Here is a 1,454-nt window from a genome sequence, read left to right as displayed (position 1 = left end):
CTGTTCTTCAGAAAAGCGCTTCTTCACGTCCAATCTCCTTCGGATGGGGGATTGGACTCCAAACCGCTGTGCTACTCAAAGGCGGGGGGACGTCGTATCTGATTGGCATTTCGCCCAAATTTTATTGAAATATCTTTTGAACCAAAAAATCTTATTATTCGCCCTAGTAATTTACCAGCAAACTTACCAATACCATCGCCTAGAAAACATAATGCTCCTGCACGCACCGCATACTTGCCAGCATCTGAAAGCTCTCGCCCCTGATCATTAAGAATTTTTTGATTTGTCTGCCTATATTCATTGCATTCAGGCGCATCGCAACCACCCACTACTTGATTAACAGCAGCGCCATCTTGATCACCTTTGGAGCCCCTCCGCCAAGCCCACTCCCAAGGCCACTAAATGAATTCATTGCATCGGACTGCGCTCGATGCTCCATGCAGCGTGGCCCACAATCATCCATTCCACTTGGGTCGGTGTTGATTATTGGATTACCATTCGCATAGACAAAACGGTTGAAATTAAACTCATTTGCCGCCGTTGGATCTACAGGGTCTACGGTTAAGAACCGCCCCACCCCCGGATCGTAATACCGCGCCTGCATGTACACGAGCCCCGTGTCCGGGTCGTTCACGTGCCCCGTGTACCCCGGCCCCGCCGGCAGTGTCCCTTGCGCCTGCGCCGGACTCCCGTATGGCCGGTAGTCGGACCGCACGAGGACGTGACCGCTTGCATCCGTCTTCGCCAGCACCGTCCCCTGCGGGTCCGTGTAGTAGTAGTGCACCGTCTTGGCCAACGCCACCGTGCTCCACAGCACCGCCAGCGCCGCCTGCAGGATGAAAAGGCTTGCCCGCTTCACCGTCCGCTCTCCCTGCTCAGAAGCCGCCCGCGCCCGACTCCAGCTGCACCCCATTGCTGGCCGCGCTGAACGTCGAACATCCCGCACTGCCGCATGCCTTCACCCGGTACGTCACCGTCCCGTTCGCCACCACGAACTGCGTCCACGACGTGCCCGAACCGTTGTAGACGATGTTCGCCCCGTTCTGCGGGTCGTCCTGCTCCAGCTGGTAGCTGGTCGCATAGGCCACCGCACTCCACGTGGCCGTCACCGCGACCGAACGCGCTTTCTACGTCGAACTGGGCCAGCGCATCGCCACGCTGCGCAAGGCGCAGGGGCTGACCCAGGTACAACTGGCCAAGGCGCTGGGCGTGGCCCAGCAGACCCTGGCGCACTACGAAGCCGGCCGCCTGCGCCTGCTGGCTGGCGCGCTACCGACCTTGGCCGATCAACTCGGCGTCGGTGTCGAAGACCTCATCGGCGCGGCATCGAAGCGCCGCAACGGCAAGCGCGGCCCCAAGTGACCTGCCCCCATCAGCCGTACCAGTGATTACTGATAAAGCCCGGGGTTGGAGGGTACTGCGTTGTTGCCGGTTTGTGCGCGATGGTTGGCGGC

The 1,454-nt window shown here is 59.5% G+C and carries 4 protein-coding genes; 1 reads left to right on the top strand and 3 read right to left on the bottom strand.

Translation table 11 applies throughout. From position 1 onward, the window contains the following. Nucleotides 1–71: 71 nt before the first annotated feature. The 3 genes from C7456_RS17395 to C7456_RS16700 are packed head-to-tail and all read right to left on the bottom strand — an operon-like array spanning nt 72 to nt 1,109. Entirely contained in the window at nt 72–329 is a 258-nt protein-coding gene (locus C7456_RS17395; protein ID WP_211306352.1) for a hypothetical protein, read from the bottom strand. Continuing rightward, nucleotides 329–859: an RHS repeat-associated core domain-containing protein gene (locus C7456_RS16705; protein WP_109724932.1), complete on the bottom strand. Its 531-nt coding sequence runs from the start codon at nt 857–859 to the stop codon at nt 329–331. Before C7456_RS16705 ends, C7456_RS17395 begins: the two co-directional genes overlap by 1 nt. Before the next feature lie 16 nt (nt 860–875). Then, the gene (locus C7456_RS16700) at nt 876–1,109 is read right to left on the bottom strand and encodes a hypothetical protein (RefSeq protein WP_109724931.1); all 234 of its coding nucleotides are present in this window, start codon (nt 1,107–1,109) and stop codon (nt 876–878) included. Between C7456_RS16700 and C7456_RS16695 the strand changes: the two genes are divergently transcribed. After that, the gene (locus C7456_RS16695; RefSeq protein ID WP_109724930.1) at nt 1,099–1,362 is read left to right on the top strand and encodes a helix-turn-helix domain-containing protein; all 264 of its coding nucleotides are present in this window, start codon (nt 1,099–1,101) and stop codon (nt 1,360–1,362) included. The two genes, C7456_RS16700 and C7456_RS16695, sit on opposite strands and share 11 nt — an antisense overlap. Nucleotides 1,363–1,454 lie beyond the last annotated feature (92 nt).

The organism is Fulvimonas soli, from assembly GCF_003148905.1.
In the GTDB taxonomy this organism is placed as follows: Bacteria; Pseudomonadota; Gammaproteobacteria; order Xanthomonadales; family Rhodanobacteraceae; genus Fulvimonas; species Fulvimonas soli.
Note: the sequence above shows the minus strand (reverse complement) of the source record. Positions and strands in the feature narration are given on the sequence as shown.